Here is a 15,719-nt window from a genome sequence, read left to right as displayed (position 1 = left end):
CAGCGGGCTTGCTCGCGAAGGCGGTATGTCAGTTTGCATCTGTGGTGCTGGCAGGCTGCTTTCGCGAGCAAATCCGCTCGCGCATTTGATTCGCTGTGTTGCTCAGATCCGCTTCGCCTGCTAAACCTTGTTGCACATTGCCAATGACAAGGAAGCAGTCGTATGTCAGTCGAGTCAGAAGTATCCCTGGATGGGACGAAATTGACGATTACCATCAAGGGGCGGTTCGATTTCGGTAGCCACCAAGCCTTTCGTGATGCCTACGAGCGGTTTTACAAAGTGCCCGAGATCTATGTGGTGGACTTGAAACACACCACTTATATGGACAGCTCGGCCCTGGGCATGCTCCTGCTGCTGCGTGACCATGCCGGTGGCGATAACGCCGAGGTCCAGGTGATCAACAGTAATTCTGACGTGCGCAAGATCCTCGCCATTTCCAACTTCGACAAATTGTTCGACCTCACTTGAGCGTCCTGGCCCCGGTTCCTGAAGCGCTGAGCATATTGATCGCCGAAGACAGCGCCGCCGACCTGTTGTTGCTGTCGACGATCATCCGGCGTCAGGGCCATCAGGTGCTGACCGCCACCAACGGCGCGCAAGCGGTTGAGGTGTTCGCCCGCGAGCGTCCGCAGTTGGTGCTGATGGACGCGCTGATGCCGGTGATGGACGGCTTTGAGGCGGCCCGCCGCATCAAGCAACTGGCCGGCGAGGCGCTGGTGCCGATTATCTTCCTCACCTCCCTGCGCGAAAGCGAAGCGCTGGCCCAATGCCTGGATGCCGGCGGTGACGACTTCCTGCCCAAGCCCTACAACCAACTGATCCTGGCCGCGAAGATCAACGCCATGGACCGCCTGCGCCGGTTGCAGGCCACCGTGTTGCAGCAGCGCGACCTGATCGCCAGGCACCACGACTATCTATTGCATGAGCAGCGGGTCGCCAAGGCCGTGTTCGACAAGGTCGCCCATTCCGGCTGCATCAATGCCGCGCCGAACATTCGCTACCTGCAATCGCCCTATGCGTTGTTCAACGGTGACCTGCTGCTGGCGGCCTACACGCCGTCCGGCGACATGCACGTGCTGCTCGGCGATTTCACCGGCCACGGCCTGCCGGCAGCGGTGGGCGCGATGCCGCTGGCGGAAGTGTTCTACGGCATGACCGCCAAGGGCTACGGCCTGGCGCAGACCCTGCGCGAGATGAACGCCAAGCTCAAGCGCATCCTGCCGGTGGACATGTTCTGCTGTGCCACCCTGTTGTGCCTGAGCACGCAGCGCCGCGTGGTGGAGGTATGGAACGGCGGCATGCCCGATGGCTATGTGCATGAAGTCGCCAGTGGCCAGCGCACGCCGCTGCAGTCGCGGCATTTGCCGTTGGGCGTGCTTTCGGCCGACGCTTTTGATGATCGCACCGAAGTCTGGCCCATGGCCTTGGGCGACCGCGTGTTCCTGCTGTCCGATGGCGTGCTGGACACCGCTGACGCGAATGATCAATTGTTTGGCGCCGAGCGTTTGCAGCAGGTGTTCGCCGCCAATCGCGAGCCGGATCGGCTGTTCGAAGACATTGAACAGGCGCTGGCGGCCTTTCGCGGCGAGGCGCGGGATGACGTGAGCATGGTGGAAATCACCCTGCAGCCCGGCCAGTCGTTGCGCGCGACCGGGCCGTTGTATGCCGACAGCGGCCAGTCGTGCCCGCTGGATTGGTCGGTGAGTTTCGAGTTTCGCGCCGAAACCCTCAAGCGCTACAACCCGTTGCCCTACCTGCTGCAGCTGTTGCTGGAGATCCACGGCCTGCGTGAGCAGAGCGGGGCGCTCTACAGCGTGATGGCCGAGCTGTATTCCAATGCGCTGGAGCACGGCGTGCTGGGCCTGGACTCGCGGCTCAAGCGCGATGCCCAGGGGTTTACCGAGTATTACCGCCAGCGCAACGATCGCCTGGCGCAGCTGAACAGCGGTTATGTACGCGTGCACGTGCAGGTGGTGCCCACCGAAGCGGGCGGCAAGATGACCTTGCGCCTGGAAGACAGCGGGCCGGGGTTCGACGTCGAACAGGTGCTGGCCCGGCCGTTGGATATCGACCGTCTGTCCGGCCGCGGGCTGAGCCTGGTGCGCCAGTTGAGCAGCGATGTACGCTGGTCCGATGGCGGGCGCAGTGTCTGCGTGGAGTTTTGCTGGGGGGCTCTGGCATAATCCGCCGATTCTTGATCAAGGAGCGAGCAAGTGGTTGATATTCATCTGGACCCAGACGTGTTGTCGGGTTTGCAGGAAGTCATGGAAGGCGAGTACCCCAAGCTGCTCGATACCTTTCTCGATGATTCCCAAAAGCGCGTCGAAGCCCTGCGCAAGGCCCGCGACGACGCCAAGGCGCTGGGGCGCATCGCTCATAGCTTCAAGGGCAGCAGCGGCAACCTCGGCGCGGTGCGCCTGGCGCAGTTGTGCCAGCGGCTGGAGGTCGAGTCGGTTGAGTCCTCGGCGGACCTGGGGGCGCTGGTGGATCAGATTGATCATGAGTTTGCGTTGGTGAAGCCGTTGTATGAGTCCGAGCGGCAGCGGTTTGGCGTGTAGTTGGGGGGTGTACGTATCCATATCAGCCGTTACCTGAATAACGGATAGGTACGCAACAAAACCAAGCCCAAGTAAAACCTGGCCCGACTCTTGCTCTATCTCCCGATACTGCATCCCCGATCCCCATGCAGTGGAGACCTTTACCTATGCCAGTCGCCCCGAATTCGCTCCTTCAGGCTGCCCCCGCGGCCAAGCCTCAAGCGTCCGCCGCCCCGCAGCCGGTTGTGGATGCGGACCCACGGGACAAGGGCCCTGGCTTCGCACAGGTGTTCGCCAACCAAGGCGCCAAGCCCGCGATCAAGGCCGACGACAACTCGGCCAAGCCCACACGGGACAAGCCTTCCGACAACTCTGCCAAGCCTGTCGCCAGCAGCGACAAGCCTGCCGCCAGCACGCCAGCGGTTGCCGATAGCGGCAATACCTTGCCTGCCACGCCGCCGGCCAAGTCCGATGACAGTGCCAGCACCGATGACGACGCGCCGGTCGATCCGACCCTGGTGCAGCAGCCCCCGACCGACCCGGTGGTCGATCCGGCGTTGATTGCCACGGTCACGCCGGTGGTTGTGCCGGTACCGGTGCAAACCCCGGCACCGGCGGCTGCCGCCCAGGACGACAGTGCCCAGCCGGTGGTTGCGGCGCCGATCGCGGCCACCGAGGAAGCCAAGCCGGCGTTTGACCCCGAGGCCGATCCACTGGATGCGATGCCGGCCGTGCGCCTGGCGATGGAGCAGGGCGGGCATGTGTCGGCCAGCAGCCAGGCACCGGCAAAAACCGCCCCGGCGCCGACCCAGGACCAGCCGACGGCCGCGCAGAACTTTGCCGCCGGCCTGGCCAATATGGTCGACCAGCAAGCCACCAAGGACAGCACTGACTCCGGCGGCGAGAAGGCCTTCAGCGGTTTGATCGAAGGCGGCCTCAAGGACCTCAAGGAAGCCAGCAGCGACACGCGCGTCGATGACTTCGCCAATCGCCTTGCCGCGCTGACCCAGGCCGCCACGCCGAAAACCGCCAATGCGCTGCCGCCCACGACCAATGCGCCGCTGGCCATGCACCAGAGCGGCTGGACCGACGAAATCGTCAACCGCGTGATGTACCTCTCCAGCGCCAACCTCAAGTCGGCAGAGATCCAGTTGCAGCCGGCCGAACTCGGCCGCCTGGACATCAAGGTCAACATGACGGCCGACCAGCAGGCCCAGGTCAACTTCATGAGCGCCCACCCGGTGGTGCGTGAAGCGCTGGAAAGCCAGTCCGGCCGCCTGCGGGAGATGTTCGCCCAGCAAGGCATGGGCCAGGTCGACGTCAACGTGTCCGACCAGTCCCGTGGCCAGGAGCAGCAGCAACAGCAGGCCCAGACCCGTGGCGTGAGTGGCACGGGTGGGCGCGGCGGCGACAACGGCGACAATGCCAGTCACGGCGATGTGGCTGAGGCCGTCGCGCCGGTGACGTCTACCGTGATCGGCTCCAGCGCCGTCGACTACTACGCCTGATCCTGAGCCTGGCACAGGCCAAAATGTGGGAGCGGGCTTGCTCGCGAAGGCGGTGTGTCAGTTTGCATGTGTGCTGACTGACACACTGCTTTCGCGAGCAAGCCCGCTCCCACATTTGATTTGCAGTGTTCTCTCTTCCTGAATTACCAGACAACTCTGGCATAACACTTGCTCTTGCCTTTCCGTAGATCTATGAATCCCCGAATAGTGACGGATTATTGGCATGGCGAAGAGCGACGACGCAGCAAAAGCACCCGCAGGCAAAGGAAAGCTCAAGCTTATCCTGTTGATAGTCCTGGGCCTGCTCCTGGCCATCGGCGCCTCGGTGGGTGGCACCTGGTACATCATGCACAGCAGTGCAAGCAAACCGGCACCCGCCGCCGAAACCGCCAGTAACGTCAAGCAACCGGCAATCTTCGAGCCGATGCTCCCGGCCTTTGTCGCCAACTTCAACCAGAACGGGCGTCAACGCTACCTGCAGGTGAGCATCACCTTGCTGGCGCGTAACCAGGCGGACCTGGATGCCCTCAAGGTGCATATGCCGGTGATCCGCAACAACCTGGTGATGCTGTTCTCCGGACAGAGCTTCGACACCCTGGCCACCCCGGTGGGCCAGGAAATGCTGCGCCAGAAGGTCACTGCCAGCGTGCAGGAAGTGGCCCAGAAAGAGCTCGGCAAAGTGGTGGTCGAACAGGCGCTCTTCACTAACTTCGTATTGCAGTAGGATCACGACATGGCCGTGCAAGACCTGCTGTCCCAGGATGAAATCGACGCGCTGCTGCATGGCGTGGACGATGGTCTGGTACAGACCGAAATGGCTGCCGAACCCGGCAGCGTCAAAAGTTATGACCTCACAAGCCAGGATCGCATCGTCCGTGGACGCATGCCGACCCTGGAAATGATCAACGAGCGTTTTGCCCGCTACACCCGTATCAGCATGTTCAACATGCTGCGCCGCTCGGCGGACGTGGCGGTGGGCGGCGTGCAGGTGATGAAGTTCGGTGAATACGTGCACTCGCTGTACGTGCCCACCAGCCTCAACCTGGTCAAGATCAAGCCGCTGCGCGGCACCGCGCTGTTCATCCTCGACGCCAAGCTGGTGTTCAAGCTGGTGGACAACTTCTTCGGCGGCGACGGCCGTCACGCCAAGATCGAAGGCCGTGAATTCACCCCGACCGAACTGCGGGTGGTGCGCATGGTGCTGGAGCAAGCCTTCATCGACTTGAAGGAAGCCTGGCAGGCGATCATGGAAGTCAATTTCGAGTACATCAACTCGGAAGTGAACCCGGCCATGGCCAACATCGTCGGCCCCAGTGAGGCCATCGTGGTGTCGACCTTCCACATCGAACTCGATGGCGGTGGCGGCGACCTGCACGTGACCATGCCGTACTCGATGATCGAGCCGGTGCGCGAGATGCTCGATGCGGGCTTCCAGTCCGACCTCGACGACCAGGACGAACGCTGGGTCAAGGCCCTGCGCGAAGACCTGCTCGACGTCGACGTGCCCCTGAGCGCCACCGTGGCCCGTCGCCAGTTGCGTCTGCGAGATATTTTGCACATGCAGCCGGGGGACGTGATCCCGGTCGAATTGCCGGAAGAAATGATCATGCGCGCCAATGGCGTGCCGTCGTTCAAGGTCAAGCTGGGGTCCCACAAGGGCAACCTGGCTTTGCAAGTGGTTGAGCCGATCAACCGTCGCTGATCCCTAATTTATGAATGTTTGCTCCGCCGAGGACATGTAATGGCTACCGAACACGAAAACACTTCCGCCGAAGACCAGGCCCTGGCTGACGAATGGGCAGCTGCCCTGGAAGAAACCGGCGATGTTGGCCAGGACGATATCGACGCACTGCTGGCGGCCGACGCGGCCACCGCACCGGTCGGCAATCGCCTGCCGATGGAAGAATTCGGCAGCGTGCCGAAGAACAACGACCCGGTGACCCTCGATGGCCCGAACCTGGATGTGATCCTCGACATCCCGGTCTCGATCTCGATGGAAGTCGGCAGCACCGAAATCAACATCCGCAACCTGCTGCAGCTCAACCAGGGCTCGGTAATCGAGCTCGACCGCCTGGCCGGTGAGCCCCTGGACGTGCTGGTCAACGGCACGCTGATCGCCCACGGCGAAGTGGTGGTGGTCAACGAGAAGTTCGGCATCCGCCTGACCGACGTGATCAGCCCGAGCGAACGCATCAAGAAGTTGCGCTGAGATGAAGTATTCGATGGCGGGACTGTTGTCGGCGCTGCCATTGAGCGCCCTGGCGGCTGAGCCGGTCGCGCAAGCGGCGGCTGCGGCGCCAGTGGTGAGCAGCGGCATCGGCGGCCAGTTGACCCAGTTGGTATTGGGGTTGTTGCTGGTGGTCGGGCTGATCTTCGTGCTGGCCTGGCTGATGCGCCGCGTGCAGAACGTCGGGCCGGGCAACGCCCAGGTGATCGAAATGATCGGCTCGCGCGCCCTCGGCCCGCGTGATCGGCTGGTGCTGGTGCAGGTCGGTGGGGAACAGATCCTGCTGGGCCTCACCCCCGGCCGCATCACCCCGTTGCATGTGCTCAAGACGCCGGTGGACGTGGCCCAGACCCAGGCCACCACACCGGAATTCGCCCAGCGCCTGATGGAGTTGCTGGGCAAGGATCAGAAGGATAAGAAGTAATGCGCGTTTTGTTGACGCTCATGCTGTTGCTGGCCGCGCCACTGGCGTTCGGCGCCGACCCGTTGTCGATCCCGGCGATTACGCTGGGCACCAACGCGGCGGGGGCCCAGGAGTATTCGGTCAGTCTGCAGATCCTGCTGATCATGACCGCGCTGAGCTTTATCCCGGCGTTCGTGATGCTGATGACCAGCTTCACGCGGATCATCATTGTGTTCTCGATCCTGCGCCAGGCCCTGGGACTGCAGCAGACGCCGTCGAACCAGATCCTCACCGGCATGGCCTTGTTTCTGACGCTGTTCATCATGGCGCCGGTGTTCGACAAGGTGAACCAGCAAGCCCTGCAGCCTTACCTGGCGGAAAAAATGACCGCCCAGGACGCGATCGACAAGGCCCAGGGTCCGATCAAGGACTTCATGCTGTCGCAGACCCGCTCCAGCGACCTCGAGCTGTTCATGCGCCTGTCCAAGCGCACTGACATCGCCACCCCGGACCAGGCGCCGCTGACCATTCTGGTCCCGGCGTTTGTCACGTCGGAGTTGAAGACCGCGTTCCAGATCGGCTTCATGATCTTTATCCCGTTCCTGATCATCGACCTGGTGGTGGCGAGCGTGCTGATGGCCATGGGGATGATGATGCTGTCGCCGCTGATCATCTCGTTGCCGTTCAAGATCATGCTGTTTGTGCTGGTGGACGGCTGGGCGCTGATTATCGGCACCCTGGCCGGCAGTTTCGGCGGAGTGTAGGGCCATGACCCCAGAAGTTGCCGTCGACCTGTTCCGTGAAGCGCTGTGGCTGACCACCATGATGGTCGCCGTGCTGGTGGTGCCGAGCCTGTTGGTCGGCCTGCTGGTGGCGATGTTCCAGGCCGCGACCCAGATCAACGAACAGACCTTGAGCTTCCTCCCGCGCTTGCTGGTGATGCTGATCACCCTGATCGTTGCCGGCCCCTGGCTGGTGCAGACCTTCATGGAATACATCCTGCAGTTGTACGGCAGTATTCCGCAGTTGATCGGCTGACCCGATGCAGTCTTTGCTGGCATTGACCGACACCCAGATCAGCACCTGGGTGGCCTCCTTCATCCTGCCGCTGTTTCGCGTGACGGCGGTGCTGATGAGCATGCCGGTGTTCGGCACCACCCTGGTCCCGCGCCGCGTGCGCCTGTACTTTGCGGTGGCGATTACCGTGGTGATCACGCCGGGCTTGCCGGCCATGCCGCCGGTCAATGCGCTGGACCTCAGCGCGCTGATGCTGATCGCCGAGCAGATCCTGATCGGCGCGTTGCTGGGCTTCTCCCTGCAGCTGTTCTTCCAGGCATTCGTGATTGCCGGGCAAATCATCTCGATCCAGATGGGCATGGGCTTCGCGTCCATGGTCGACCCCACCAACGGCGTGTCGGCGGCGGTGATCGGGCAGTTCCTGACCATGCTGGTGACGTTGCTGTTCCTGGCCATGAACGGCCACCTGGTGGTGTTCGAGGTGCTGACCGAAAGCTTCACCACCTTGCCGGTGGGTTCGGGCCTGGTGGTCAATCATTTCTGGGAAGTGGTCGGGCGCCTCGGTTGGGTGCTGGGCGCCTCGCTGTTGCTGGTGCTGCCGGCAATCACCGCGTTGCTGGTGGTCAACATCGCGTTCGGCGTGATGACCCGCGCGGCGCCGCAACTGAACATCTTCTCGATCGGCTTCCCGTTGACCCTGGTGTTGGGCATGGGGATTTTCTGGGTCGGCCTGGCTGACATTCTCAATCAGTATCAACCGCTGGCGACCGACGCCCTGCAGTTCTTACGTGATCTGGCACGGGCGCGCTGAGCCATGGCCGAGAGCGAGAGTGGTCAGGACAAAACAGAAGACCCCACGGAGAAACGCAAAAAGGACTCCAGGGAAAAGGGCGAGATTGCGCGCTCCAAAGAGCTGAATACCGTTGCGACCATGATGGCCGGCGCGGGCGGCCTGCTGATTTACGGCGGCGGGCTGGCGTTGGACTTGCTGGAGTTGATGAAGCACAACTTCACCTTGCCGCGCGAGGTGCTGCTCAATCCCGATTCGATGGGTCAATACCTGCTGCACTCGGGCAAAATCGCGATCCTGGCGGTGCAGCCGATTCTGATCACTTTGCTACTGGCCGCCTTGATCGGCCCGGTCGCCCTCGGCGGCTGGTTGTTCGCCGCCGGCAGCATGGCGCCCAAGTTCAGCCGGATGAACCCGGCGGCCGGGCTCAAGCGCATGTTTTCCGCCAAGGCGCTGGTGGAGCTGCTCAAGGCGTTGGCCAAGTTCATCCTGATTCTGTTCGTGGCCTTGACGGTGTTGTCGTCGGATATCGACGATTTGCTGCGCATCGCCCACGAACCGCTGGAGTCGGCGATCATCCACAGTGTGCAGGTGGTCGGCTGGAGTGCGCTGTGGATGGCGGCCGGGTTGATCATCATCGCGGCGGTGGATGCGCCGATCCAGCTGTGGGAAAGCCACAAGAAACTGCTGATGACCAAGCAGGAAGTGCGCGACGAACACAAGGACCAAGAGGGTCGCCCCGAGGTCAAGCAGCGCATTCGCCAGCTGCAGCGGGAAATGTCGCAGCGCAAGATGATGGCCTCGGTGCCCGACGCCGATGTGGTCATCACCAACCCGACGCACTACGCCGTGGCCCTCAAGTACGACCCGGAGAAGGGCGGCGCGCCGATGCTGCTGGCCAAGGGCAGCGACTTCACCGCGCTTAAAATCCGCGAAATCGCCGTGGCCAACGACATCCTGCTGCTGGAGTCGCCGGAGCTGGCGCGATCGATCTTCTACTCCACCGACCTCGACCAGGAAATCCCCGCCGGGCTGTACCTGGCCGTGGCCCAGGTGTTGGCGTATGTCTATCAGATTCGCCAGTACCGCGCGGGCAAGGGCAAGCGGCCCGATCCGCTCAAGGACCTGCCCATTCCGCCGGAGCTGCGCCGCGATTCCTGACTGCTCGGCTGATGCGCGCTTTGTGGGGCGCGGGCTTGTTGTGGGTAGCGGGCTTTTTGTGGTGATAAGGCTTGTTGTGGGTAGCGGGCTTTTTGTGGTGATAAGGCTTGTTGTGGGTCGCGGGCTTCTTGTGGCGAGCGGGCTTGCCCCGCGTTGGAGTGCGAAGCGCTCCCAATCCAGCCACCTCGGTCCAACAGTCAGACCGAGTCGCCAGGTTTCAGGACTGCTTCGCAGCCCAACGCGGGGCAAGCCCGCTCACCACAGTGAATGCGTTCGCTACAACAAGCCTGCCCGCTTCGACCGCTACCACTCGTCGGCAACCCTCGTCTACCTGTCAACTTTGACAGTAGCCAGCGCCGTCCTCTCGCGCTTCCATGGCTCCCTACTGTGCACAGGTCATCCAGCGATGCAGAGGGCGTAGTGATGGAAGCGGTGATGGGAACGATCAAATCCTACAGCCGAAAAACCGGAAAAGGCCTGATTGCGCTGGATGGCGATGACGAGCCGGTGCATGTGGATCGCACCGGCTCAGCCGGCATCTGGCTCAAGAAAGGCTTGCGCGTGCAGTTCGTGAGGATCCATTGCCCTCAAGGGGTGTATGCGTTCCATATCAAACTTATCTAGCGGCATGCATGCCTGGCTGTTGGCGGTGTGTCCATCGACCAATAATGTGGGAGCTGACTTGCCTGCGATGACTGAGTTCAGCCTGGCGCTTCAGGTGACCGACACACCGCCACCGCAGGCAAGCTCCTGCATTTGAAACGCGTTCCCCTCGACGATCGTCGCCCTGAAACCAAAGTTGGAAGGCTTCTTGCAATACCGCCTCCAGGACGCCTCCCGGCGTCAAAAGTTTGCTTCAAGGAAACGAGGAATACCGGTGGTGGATCGCTCTCAAATGCTCGGCACGGCCCGTACGACCCTGACTGACCTCTCGCGGGGCAATCTGGGTGTGCCGTTGTTGTTGCTGGTGATGCTGGCAATGATGATGTTGCCGATGCCGCCGTTCCTGCTGGATGTGTTCTTCACCTTCAACATTGCCCTGTCCGTGGTGGTGCTGCTGGTCTGCGTATACGCCCTGCGACCGCTGGATTTTGCGGTATTCCCGACCATCCTGCTGGTGGCGACCCTGTTGCGCCTGGCGCTCAACGTGGCGTCGACGCGCGTGGTGATGCTCCACGGCCAGGACGGCCACGCCGCCGCCGGTAAGGTGATCCAGGCCTTCGGTGAGGTGGTGATCGGCGGCAACTACGTGGTGGGTATCGTGGTCTTCGCGATCCTGATGATCATCAACTTCGTGGTGGTGACCAAGGGCGCCGGGCGGATTTCCGAGGTGAGCGCGCGCTTTACCCTCGACGCCATGCCCGGCAAACAGATGGCTATCGACGCCGACCTCAACGCCGGCCTCATTGACCAGAACCAGGCCAAGTCGCGCCGTCTGGAAGTGGCCCAGGAAGCCGAGTTCTACGGTTCCATGGACGGTGCCAGCAAATTCGTGCGCGGTGACGCCATCGCCGGCCTGCTGATTCTGTTCATCAACCTGATCGGCGGCATGGCGGTCGGGATTTTCCAGCACGGCATGACTTTCGGCGATGCCGGCAAGGTGTACGCCTTGCTGACCATTGGTGACGGTTTAGTGGCGCAATTGCCATCACTGTTGTTATCCACAGCTGCCGCGATCATGGTCACCCGTGCTTCGGGCTCCGAAGACATGGGCAAGCAGATCAGTCGCCAGATGTTCGCCTCGCCCAAGGCCCTGGCCGTGGCGGCGGGCATCATGGCGATCATGGGCATCGTGCCGGGCATGCCCCACGTGTCGTTCCTGAGCATGGCGGCCATGGCGGCCGGCGGTGCCTACCTGTTCTGGAAGAAGCAGAATGCGGTCAAGGTCCAGGCCCAGCAGGAAATCGCGCGCCAGCAGGAACTGCTGCCGTCGCCGGCCCGGGCCCAGGAAACCAAGGAGTTGGGCTGGGACGACGTGACCCCGATCGACATGATCGGCCTGGAAGTCGGCTACCGCCTGATCCCGCTGGTCGACCGCAACCAGGGTGGCCAATTGCTCGCGCGGATCAAGGGGGTGCGCAAGAAGCTCTCGCAGGACCTGGGCTTCCTGATGCCCACCGTGCATATCCGCGACAACCTCGACCTGGCCCCCAGCGCCTACCGCCTGACCCTGATGGGGGTGATCCTGGCCGAAGCCGAGATCTACCCGGATCGCGAACTGGCGATCAACCCGGGGCAGGTATTCGGCAGTCTCAACGGCATTACCGCCAAAGATCCGGCTTTTGGCCTGGACGCGGTGTGGATCGAAATCAGCCAGCGCAGCCAGGCGCAGTCCCTGGGCTACACCGTGGTGGACGCCAGTACCGTGGTCGCCACCCACCTCAACCAGATTCTGTACAAGCACTCCCATGAGCTGATCGGCCACGAAGAAGTCCAGCAATTGATGGGTTTGCTCGGCAAAGCCTCGCCAAAACTCGCCGAGGAACTGGTGCCGGGCGTGCTGTCGCTGTCGCAACTGCTCAAGGTCCTGCAGGCGCTGCTGGCCGAGCAGGTGCCGGTACGCGATATCCGCAGCATTGCCGAGGCTATCGCCAACAATGCCGCCAAGAGTCAAGATACTGCCGCCCTGGTGGCTGCAGTGCGCGTCGGATTGTCGCGCGCAATCGTCCAAAGCATTGTAGGGCTTGACTCTGAGCTGCCTGTGATCACCTTGGAACCAAGGTTGGAACAAATATTGCTCAATAGTATTCAGAAGGCAGGACAAGGCCAGGAAGAGGGCGTTCTGCTGGAGCCAAGCATGGCTGAGAAGCTGCAGCGTTCGTTGATCGACGCCGCGCAGCGTCAGGAAATGCAGGGCCAACCGGTGATCCTGCTGGTGGCCGGCCCCGTCCGGGCGATGTTGTCGCGGTTTGGGCGCCTGGCAGTACCGAATTTGCACGTTTTGGCTTATCAGGAAATTCCTGACAACAAGCAAGTGACTATCGTCGCGACAGTAGGGCCCAACGGCTGAGGGTAGTGGGTTATGCAAGTTAAGCGTTTTTTCGCCGCCGATATGCGTCAGGCCATGAAACTGGTTCGTGATGAGCTGGGCGCCGACGCCGCGATTATCGGTAACCGTCGTATTGCCGGCGGTGTCGAGCTGACGGCTGCCCTGGATTACACTCCCCAGGCCCTGGCCCCGCGCGTCCCGAACATGGAACTCGAAGACGAGCTGCGCAAGACGGCCTCGCGCATTGTCTCGGCCCAGGCCGAACTGAGCATGCGTGGCGACAGCGACGCCACCACCAACCGCCAGTTGTTCGCCGGCCTGCCGCTGACCGCTGCCGAGCCGCTGGTCGAGCCGACCTTCGTTGAACCCCCGCGTCCTGCAGCGCCGGCCCCGGCCGCCGCAGTCGACCAGCGCGTGTTCGACTCGATGCGCTTTGAACTCAATGGCCTGCGCGAGCTGCTGGAAGTGCAGCTTGGCTCCCTCGCCTGGAACCAGCTGCAAGGCAGCAAGCCGCAACAGGCCAACCTGTGGCGTCGCCTGCAACGCATCGGCCTGTCCGGCCCGTTGTCGCGCGACCTGCTGGCCCTGACCACTGAAATCGAAGAGCCTCGCCAGGCCTGGCGCATGTTGCTGGCCCACTTGGCGCGGATGATCGTCACGCCGGAAATCGAGCCGCTGGAAGAGGGCGGTGTGATCGCCATGGTCGGCCCTGCCGGCATGGGCAAGACCACCACCCTGGCCAAGCTGGCCGCCCGTTACGTGCTCAAGTACGGCGCGCAGAATATCGCGCTGGTGAGCATGGACAGCTACCGTATCGGTGCCCAGGAGCAGCTCAAGACCTTGGGTCGGATCCTCAATGTGTCGGTGACCCATGTCGACCCGGGCCAATCCCTGGCCAACGCCCTCGACCCGCTGCTGCGCAAGCGCGTGGTGTTGATCGATACCGCCGGCCTGCAAGCCAGCGACCCGGCGTTGCGCATGCAGCTGGAAAGCCTGGCCGGGCGCGGCATCAAGTCGAAAAATTACCTGGTGCTTGCAACCACCAGCCAGAAACAGGTTCTTACCGCTGCGTACCATAGCTACAAACGCTGCGGCCTGGCCGGCTGCATCCTCACCAAGCTCGACGAAACCGCGAGCCTGGGCGAGGTGTTGAGCCTGGCCATCAGTCATGAGTTGCCGGTCGCCTACCTGACCGACGGCCCGCGGATTCCGGATGATCTGCATCTGCCGCGCCGTCATCAGTTGGTCAGCCGTGCAGTCAGCGTGCAAATGCAAGAAGAGCCTAGCGAGGAAGCGATGGCCGATATGTTCGCCGACCTCTATCACAGCCCGGCAAAGCGGGTGGGTTGAGGGCAGGATGAACACCGTGAAATGTACCTACATCGATGGTCTGCAAGCGATTCACGCGGCCAAGCCATGTAGCCTGCGTCTAAGCAAGACAAGGTAAAGAAATAAAATGGGCAGCATGCATCCCGTACAGGTGATCGCGGTGACCGGCGGCAAAGGTGGCGTCGGGAAAACTAACGTGTCAGTGAATTTGTCCCTGGCCCTGGCAGAGCTTGGCCGTCGCGTCATGCTGCTGGATGCTGACCTGGGGCTGGCGAACGTCGACGTTCTGCTGGGGCTGACGCCCAAACACACGCTTGCCGATGTGATCGAAGGGCGCTGCGAGCTGCGCGACGTGCTGCTGCAGGGCCCTGGCGGTATCCGCATCGTGCCGGCCGCCTCCGGCACCCAGAGCATGGTGCACCTGAGCCCGGCGCAGCATGCCGGCCTGATCCAGGCGTTCAGCGATATCGGCGACAACCTCGACGTGCTGGTGATCGACACCGCCGCCGGGATCGGCGAGTCCGTGGTCAGCTTCGTGCGCGCTGCGCAGGAAGTCCTGTTGGTGGTCTGCGATGAACCCACCTCGATCACCGACGCCTATGCCCTGATCAAACTGCTTAACCGTGACTACGGCATGAACCGCTTCCGCGTGCTGGCCAACATGGCCCAGAGTCCACAGGAAGGGCGCAATCTGTTCGCCAAGTTGACCAAGGTCACGGATCGCTTCCTCGATGTCGCCTTACAATACGTCGGCGCAGTTCCCTACGACGAGTGTGTACGCAAGGCTGTGCAAAAGCAGCGTGCAGTCTACGAAGCGTTCCCTCGTTCCAAATGCGCCTTGGCGTTCAAGGCTATTGCCCAGAAGGTCGATACCTGGCCGTTGCCTGCCAACCCTCGGGGGCATCTGGAGTTTTTCGTCGAGCGATTGGTGCATCAGACGAGCGCAGGACCGGTGCTATGACATCCAGCGGCTACAACCTTTACAAGAAATCGGCACGTGACAGCCAGGGTGAATTGATCGAGCGCTATGCGCCGCTGGTCAAGCGCATCGCTTATCACTTGCTGGCACGCCTGCCCGCCAGCGTCCAGGTCGAAGACCTGATCCAGGCGGGCATGATCGGCCTGCTCGAAGTGTCGACCAAATACGACGCGAGCAAGGGCGCGAGTTTCGAGACCTATGCGGGTATCCGCATCCGTGGCGCGATGCTCGATGAAGTGCGTAAAGGTGACTGGGCGCCGCGTTCGGTGCATCGCAATACGCGCATGGTCAGTGACGCAATTCGCGCAATTGAAGCAAAAACCGGTCGCGACGCTAAAGATCACGAAGTTGCGGCCGAACTCCAATTGAGTCTCGACGATTACTACGGGATTTTGAACGATACCTTGGGCAGCCGCCTGTTCAGTTTCGACGACCTGTTGCAGGACGGCGAACACGAAGGGCTGCACGAGGACGGCGCGAGTGCTCATCTGGAGCCGTCGCGCGACCTGGAGGATGAACGCTTCCAGGGTGCGCTGGCGGACGCGATTGCCAATTTGCCGGAGCGTGAGCGACTGGTGTTGGCGCTGTACTACGACGAAGAGCTGAACCTCAAGGAAATCGGTGAGGTCCTGGGAGTCAGCGAATCGCGGGTCAGCCAGTTGCACAGCCAGTGCGCAGCCCGCTTGCGGGGGCGTTTGGGAGAGTGGCGAGCGCGCTGACAGGCAGTGTTGGGGAGCACTGCAAACCACACCGCGAGGGTGATTGACCCTCGCGGGATC

17 protein-coding genes are annotated in these 15,719 nt (G+C 62.2%); all 17 read left to right on the top strand.

Annotation, left to right across the window (positions count from 1 at the left end; all coding sequences use genetic code 11):
- Nucleotides 1–162 precede the first annotated feature (162 nt).
- The 17 genes from AC07SI_RS18135 to fliA all read left to right on the top strand — a co-directional run bounded on the left by AC07SI_RS18135 (nucleotide 163) and on the right by fliA (nucleotide 15,659).
- Entirely contained in the window at nucleotides 163–468 is a 306-nt protein-coding gene (locus AC07SI_RS18135; protein WP_106803036.1) for an STAS domain-containing protein, read from the top strand.
- Nucleotides 465–2,183, top strand: a complete 1,719-nt coding sequence (locus AC07SI_RS18130; RefSeq protein WP_065909809.1) for an ATP-binding SpoIIE family protein phosphatase — start codon at nucleotides 465–467, stop codon at nucleotides 2,181–2,183. Before AC07SI_RS18135 ends, AC07SI_RS18130 begins: the two co-directional genes overlap by 4 nt.
- A 30-nt stretch (nucleotides 2,184–2,213) precedes the next feature.
- On the top strand, nucleotides 2,214–2,558 hold the full coding sequence (locus tag AC07SI_RS18125; protein WP_065909810.1) for an Hpt domain-containing protein: 345 nt from the start codon (nucleotides 2,214–2,216) through the stop codon (nucleotides 2,556–2,558).
- A 146-nt stretch (nucleotides 2,559–2,704) separates the two neighbouring features.
- Nucleotides 2,705–4,045, top strand: coding sequence for a flagellar hook-length control protein FliK (locus AC07SI_RS18120; RefSeq protein ID WP_065909814.1), 1,341 nt, complete (start codon nucleotides 2,705–2,707; stop codon nucleotides 4,043–4,045).
- A 223-nt stretch (nucleotides 4,046–4,268) separates the two neighbouring features.
- Complete coding sequence (gene fliL, locus AC07SI_RS18115) at nucleotides 4,269–4,769, top strand: flagellar basal body-associated protein FliL (protein ID WP_065909816.1); 501 nt, start codon at nucleotides 4,269–4,271, stop codon at nucleotides 4,767–4,769.
- A 9-nt stretch (nucleotides 4,770–4,778) separates the two neighbouring features.
- Nucleotides 4,779–5,747, top strand: a complete 969-nt coding sequence (gene fliM / locus AC07SI_RS18110; protein WP_065909818.1) for a flagellar motor switch protein FliM — start codon at nucleotides 4,779–4,781, stop codon at nucleotides 5,745–5,747.
- A gap of 39 nt (nucleotides 5,748–5,786) precedes the next feature.
- Entirely contained in the window at nucleotides 5,787–6,254 is a 468-nt protein-coding gene (fliN, locus tag AC07SI_RS18105; RefSeq protein WP_003214557.1) for a flagellar motor switch protein FliN, read from the top strand.
- 1 nt (nucleotide 6,255) lies between these two features.
- Complete coding sequence (gene fliO / locus AC07SI_RS18100) at nucleotides 6,256–6,696, top strand: flagellar biosynthetic protein FliO (protein ID WP_065909820.1); 441 nt, start codon at nucleotides 6,256–6,258, stop codon at nucleotides 6,694–6,696.
- A complete protein-coding gene (fliP, locus tag AC07SI_RS18095) occupies nucleotides 6,696–7,439 on the top strand; it encodes a flagellar type III secretion system pore protein FliP (RefSeq protein WP_016976565.1) in 744 nt (247 codons plus the stop codon). The genes fliO and fliP overlap by 1 nt, the downstream gene beginning before the upstream one ends.
- 4 nt (nucleotides 7,440–7,443) lie before the next feature.
- Nucleotides 7,444–7,713 carry a flagellar biosynthesis protein FliQ gene (gene fliQ / locus AC07SI_RS18090; RefSeq protein ID WP_003214552.1) on the top strand — a complete coding sequence of 90 codons (270 nt, stop codon included), beginning with the start codon at nucleotides 7,444–7,446 and terminating at the stop codon, nucleotides 7,711–7,713.
- Between the two features lie 4 nt (nucleotides 7,714–7,717).
- A complete protein-coding gene (gene fliR / locus AC07SI_RS18085; RefSeq protein WP_065909822.1) occupies nucleotides 7,718–8,503 on the top strand; it encodes a flagellar biosynthetic protein FliR in 786 nt (261 codons plus the stop codon).
- Between the two features lie 3 nt (nucleotides 8,504–8,506).
- Nucleotides 8,507–9,643, top strand: coding sequence for a flagellar biosynthesis protein FlhB (gene flhB / locus AC07SI_RS18080; protein ID WP_065909824.1), 1,137 nt, complete (start codon nucleotides 8,507–8,509; stop codon nucleotides 9,641–9,643).
- Between the two features lie 435 nt (nucleotides 9,644–10,078).
- Nucleotides 10,079–10,267 (top strand): S1 domain-containing protein, encoded by a 189-nt coding sequence (locus AC07SI_RS18075; RefSeq protein ID WP_495006218.1) that lies wholly within the window; start codon nucleotides 10,079–10,081, stop codon nucleotides 10,265–10,267.
- A 271-nt stretch (nucleotides 10,268–10,538) separates the two neighbouring features.
- Nucleotides 10,539–12,653 carry a flagellar biosynthesis protein FlhA gene (gene flhA / locus AC07SI_RS18070; protein WP_216864328.1) on the top strand — a complete coding sequence of 705 codons (2,115 nt, stop codon included), beginning with the start codon at nucleotides 10,539–10,541 and terminating at the stop codon, nucleotides 12,651–12,653.
- 12 nt (nucleotides 12,654–12,665) lie between these two features.
- Nucleotides 12,666–13,982 (top strand): flagellar biosynthesis GTPase FlhF, encoded by a 1,317-nt coding sequence (gene flhF / locus AC07SI_RS18065; protein WP_065909827.1) that lies wholly within the window; start codon nucleotides 12,666–12,668, stop codon nucleotides 13,980–13,982.
- Nucleotides 13,983–14,088: 106 nt separating this feature from the next.
- Nucleotides 14,089–14,922 (top strand): flagellar synthesis regulator FleN, encoded by an 834-nt coding sequence (gene fleN / locus AC07SI_RS18060; protein ID WP_003192912.1) that lies wholly within the window; start codon nucleotides 14,089–14,091, stop codon nucleotides 14,920–14,922.
- Complete coding sequence (gene fliA, locus AC07SI_RS18055; RefSeq protein ID WP_065909829.1) at nucleotides 14,919–15,659, top strand: RNA polymerase sigma factor FliA; 741 nt, start codon at nucleotides 14,919–14,921, stop codon at nucleotides 15,657–15,659. The genes fleN and fliA overlap by 4 nt, the downstream gene beginning before the upstream one ends.
- Nucleotides 15,660–15,719: the final 60 nt, after the last annotated feature.

The organism is Pseudomonas sp. GW821-FHT05D12, from assembly GCF_059419825.1.
The sequence above is the reverse complement of the archived record's forward strand: the minus strand, read 5'-3'. Positions and strand labels throughout refer to the sequence as shown.

Bases quoted from the DNA above. Each gene is read 5' to 3' on its own strand.
- fliO (WP_065909820.1), top strand. From the start codon at position 6,256: ATGAAGTATTCGATGGCGGGACTGTTGTCGGCGCTGCCATTGAGCGCC.
- fleN (WP_003192912.1), top strand. From the start codon at position 14,089: ATGGGCAGCATGCATCCCGTACAGGTGATCGCGGTGACCGGCGGCAAA.
- fliL (WP_065909816.1), top strand. From the start codon at position 4,269: ATGGCGAAGAGCGACGACGCAGCAAAAGCACCCGCAGGCAAAGGAAAG.
- fliM (WP_065909818.1), top strand. From the start codon at position 4,779: ATGGCCGTGCAAGACCTGCTGTCCCAGGATGAAATCGACGCGCTGCTG.
- fliQ (WP_003214552.1), top strand. From the start codon at position 7,444: ATGACCCCAGAAGTTGCCGTCGACCTGTTCCGTGAAGCGCTGTGGCTG.
- fliR (WP_065909822.1), top strand. From the start codon at position 7,718: ATGCAGTCTTTGCTGGCATTGACCGACACCCAGATCAGCACCTGGGTG.
- AC07SI_RS18120 (WP_065909814.1), top strand. From the start codon at position 2,705: ATGCCAGTCGCCCCGAATTCGCTCCTTCAGGCTGCCCCCGCGGCCAAG.
- flhB (WP_065909824.1), top strand. From the start codon at position 8,507: ATGGCCGAGAGCGAGAGTGGTCAGGACAAAACAGAAGACCCCACGGAG.
- fliN (WP_003214557.1), top strand. From the start codon at position 5,787: ATGGCTACCGAACACGAAAACACTTCCGCCGAAGACCAGGCCCTGGCT.
- fliP (WP_016976565.1), top strand. From the start codon at position 6,696: ATGCGCGTTTTGTTGACGCTCATGCTGTTGCTGGCCGCGCCACTGGCG.
- fliA (WP_065909829.1), top strand. From the start codon at position 14,919: ATGACATCCAGCGGCTACAACCTTTACAAGAAATCGGCACGTGACAGC.
- flhF (WP_065909827.1), top strand. From the start codon at position 12,666: ATGCAAGTTAAGCGTTTTTTCGCCGCCGATATGCGTCAGGCCATGAAA.
- AC07SI_RS18075 (WP_495006218.1), top strand. From the start codon at position 10,079: ATGGGAACGATCAAATCCTACAGCCGAAAAACCGGAAAAGGCCTGATT.
- AC07SI_RS18135 (WP_106803036.1), top strand. From the start codon at position 163: ATGTCAGTCGAGTCAGAAGTATCCCTGGATGGGACGAAATTGACGATT.
- flhA (WP_216864328.1), top strand. From the start codon at position 10,539: ATGCTCGGCACGGCCCGTACGACCCTGACTGACCTCTCGCGGGGCAAT.